This window comes from Promineifilum sp. (SeqCode) (assembly GCF_041918635.1).
In the GTDB taxonomy this organism is placed as follows: Bacteria; Chloroflexota; Anaerolineae; order Promineifilales; family Promineifilaceae; genus Promineifilum.
On the sequence record NZ_JAYRVJ010000561.1, the window covers coordinates 1 to 3,596 of the forward strand.

2 protein-coding genes and 1 pseudogene are annotated in these 3,596 nt (G+C 69.3%); 1 reads left to right on the plus strand and 2 read right to left on the minus strand.

The annotated features are described in order from the left end of the window. Positions 1–209 (plus strand): annotated as a pseudogene (locus tag ACE3UY_RS16750) (3-oxoadipyl-CoA thiolase); the annotation flags it as partial. A 149-nt stretch (positions 210–358) separates the two neighbouring features. Here the strand turns inward: ACE3UY_RS16750 and ACE3UY_RS16755 are convergent. Together ACE3UY_RS16755 and ACE3UY_RS16760 are read right to left on the minus strand one after the other, a co-directional pair. Then, complete coding sequence (locus ACE3UY_RS16755; protein WP_374688634.1) at positions 359–2,782, minus strand: S8 family serine peptidase; 2,424 nt, start codon at positions 2,780–2,782, stop codon at positions 359–361. A 97-nt stretch (positions 2,783–2,879) separates the two neighbouring features. Further along, positions 2,880–3,596 (minus strand): glycoside hydrolase family 1 protein (locus ACE3UY_RS16760; RefSeq protein WP_374688635.1); only part of this gene is annotated, 717 nt, incomplete at its 5' end.

A 3,596-nucleotide genomic window follows, 5' to 3' on the forward strand; every position in this document is an offset into this window, starting at 1 on the left:
AGTTGGGGATGCGGCCGGAGATCGTCAACGTCAACGGCGGGGCCATCGCTCTGGGCCACCCGCTGGGCTGCTCCGGAGCGCGCATTCTGACGACGCTGCTGCACGAGATGAAGCGCCGGCGAGACGCCGGCGAGCCAATGCGCTATGGCTTGGCAACGCTCTGTGTTGGTGTGGGGCAGGGCGAGGCGACCATCGTCGAGTTGATGTAAGAGGGATCATCCGCAGATTAAGCAGATTGGGCAGATTTGAAGAAGAAAGAGTCACGCAAAGCACGCCAAGTGCGCTAATAACGCAAAGAAGTCTCTTTCTTGGCGCTCTTAGCGCACTTGGCGTGCTTTGCGTGAGCCTCTTAATCTGCCTAATCTGCGGATGATACCTCTTCGAGCGCCCGGCGGACGGCGGTGTAGGCGTCCACCAGGCCATAGCCGGCGGCGTTGTTCGGGTAGAGGTCGCCGCACAGCGCGTCGTCTGCTTCCAGCGGTTGGGCCGTCTCCGCCAGCAGCCGCTCCGTCCGCTCGATGTCGCCGATGAGGGCCGGGTTGGCCGACCACAGCAGGGCGACGACGCCCACCACGTGCGGCCCGGCCATGGACGTGCCCTCCAGCGTCTCGTAAGTCCCACCGGGGTAGGCCGAGACGATGTCCACGCCGGGGGCGACGACGTCGGGCTTGGTGCGACCGCTGCCGTCGGCTAGCACCGGGCCGCGGCTGCTGAAGGAAGCCACCGCGTCGAAGATGTCGGTCGCGCCGACGGTGAACACCTCATCGTAGAGGGCGATGGGCGCGTAGACTGTGCTGCAAGCGTCGCCGTCGTTGCCGGCCGAGGCGACGACGAAGACGCCCGCCGCCCGCAGCGCCCGTACCGCCGGCAGCAGCGCGGCCGCGTCGCACCCCTCCACGTCAGGGCAGCCCCAGGAGTTGTTCAGCACGTGCGCGCCCAAGTCTGGCCGGCCGTCGGCCAGTGCGTCGCCGTCCTGGGGGAAGGGGGCGAAGAGGAACTGGAAGCAGTCGAGGTAGCGCGGCGCGTTGCCCAGGTTGCGGGCCAGGTTGACGCAGCCGATCCACGTCGCGTCCGGGGCTACGCCGACGGAGCGGCCCAGCGCCGACCCCAGGGTGTGCGTGCCGTGGCCCATGCGGTCGGTCGGGGCGGTGGTGTGGTTCCAGGGGTCGAGCCAGTTGTAGTCGTTGCCCCCGGTCAAGCCGGTCGCCTCCTCGGGTTGGTTGCCGCGGTAGGTGTCGCGCAACTCCGGGTGCGCGCCGTCGACGCCGGAGTCGGCCTGGCCGATGATGATGCCCGCCCCGCGCGCGCCCAACTCGTCCCAGACGCGCGGCGCGCCAACGGCCAGCACGTTCCACAGCAGATCGTCCGGCTGGCTGTCAAAGGCGCCGAGCGCGGCCGGCGAAGGGGCCGGCAAGGGGCGCAGCGTTGGACTGTCGAGGATGCGCTCGACCTCCGGCCGGCGCGCCAGCCACCACTTTAGCAGCGGCCCGCCGCTCACTTCCAGGCTGTTGGACAGGTAGTAGGGCGTGTAATCGATGCCGGCGGCGTCCAGCGCCCGGCGCAGGTCGGCCTGGGTGGCGCTGGCGTGGTGGGCCAGCGTGTGGTAGACGAAGTCGCGCCGCTCGACCGGGTCGGCGATGGCGACGGCGACCCCGATGTCGGCCTGGTCGCGCAGGATGACGAACAAGCGCTCGCCGTGCCAGCCCGGCTGGCCGAAGAGGAAGTAGACCGCCAGCAGCAGCCCGCCGGCCCCCAGCCCCGCGAGCGCGGCCAACGCCGCAGCCCCTCGTCCGGCGCGCCGCCGAGGCCAGGCCAGCGCCAGCAGCAGCCCCAGCAGGCCGAGCAGCAGCCCGCCCGCCGCGCCCAGCAGGGTGGCGAAGACGGCGTAGAAGCCCACGTCGCGCGCGCCCAGGTTGAGCATGATGGACAGTTCGTCGGGGTCGATGAAGAGCAGTGGCGCGGCCACGGCCAGCCCCAGGAACAGCCCAGCGGCCCGCCCGTCTTCCTGACTCCACCAGGCCAGCGTGGCTGCCGCCCATCCCAACGCCGGCAACAGGAACAGAAAGATGATTTGCTGGCCATTGACGCCGAAGGCCGGCCCCATGATCGCCAACATAGCTGCGATGACCACGCCGCCGAGGAGAATACCGGCCGCCGGGCGGCCGGCCGCGCCGGCGAACAGGGACAACAGCGCGTCCTCCAACGTTTGGCCGGCGGCCAGCCCGAAGAGCAGCGCGGCGGCCACATTGAGCAGCGTATCAAGGGGCGACCCCAGCGCCCCCCACGCCGCCCACGGCAGCGCCAGGCCCAGCCCCGCCGCCAGGGCGATTCCCCAGCCGTGGCGGCCGGCCCGGGCGGGCGGAGCCGGCCGGTCGACCCCGTCGGCCGCGCCGGCGCGGCGGCGAATGAGCCACAGCAAGCCCAGGTAGAGTAAGACGCAACCTATCTGGAGCCAGGCGGCCGGCTGCGCCTCTGTCGGCCCGGCCAGCCGCACCGGCATCAGCAAGAGGGCGAACAGCGCGGCCAGCGCCCAGGCGCGGAAGATGGCCCGGTAGCGCGGGTCGCGGGCCCGTAGCGCGGCCAGCCACGCCGGCAGCCCGGCGACCAGCGCGTGGGTGGCGACGATCGCGACCCCATTCCACGCCGACCACGCCTCCCCCCCGGCCAGCGTGATCTGCTCCGTCATCCAGGCCGGTACGTAGAGGGCCAGCGCCGTCCCGCCGATCCACATTGCCAACACCAGCGCCGCCGCTAACCCAGGCTCACCCCGCTTTGTATCCATGTGTGGGGATTATCCGCGCATTGAGCAGAGAAGAAAGTCTCACGCAAAGCTAGGGGCTAGGGGTTAGGGGCTAGGGAAGAGCGCTCTTCCCTAGCCGCTATTCAAAGCCGTTGTTGGCGATCACGTCGCGATACCAGAGGGCGCTGTCCTTGGGGATGCGTTGCTGCGTCTCGTAGTCAACCCAGACCATGCCAAAGCGCTGGGTGTACCCCTTGGCCCACTCGAAGTTGTCCAGCAGCGACCAGACGAAGTAGCCGGCCAGCGGCACGCCGTTGTCCATCGCGCGACGCGCGGCGGCTATGTGGTCGCGCAGGAAGGCCCGCCGGCGCTCGTCGGGCACACGGCCGTTCTCGTCCGGGCCGACGCTGAAGCTCGCGCCGTTCTCGGTGATGTAGAACTTGGGCGGGTTGTACTCAAAGTGGAGGCGATTCAGCAGCTTGTAGAGGCCCTCAGGGTAAATCTCCCAACCGATGCGCAGAACCATGTCGTTGTACATGTCCGTCTTCGGCCGGTCGGGCCAATGCGTCTGGGGCCAGTTGTCGGCCGCCGTCTCGTCGCGCACGACGCTGCGGGTGTAGTAGTTGATGCCCAGGAAGTCGGTCGGCGCGGCGATGGCCTCGAAGTCGCCCGGCTGAATGAAGTCCATCCCGTTCGGGAAGTGCGGCGCGTAGTGAGCCACGATGTCGGCCGGGTATTGGCGGCCATAGAGGGCGCTGACGAACCAGCGGTTGTACGTCCCATCCTTGATGCGGGTCAGGGCCATGTCAGCCGGGCTGTTCGACGCCGGCTCCATGATCTCGAAGTTGAGCGTGGC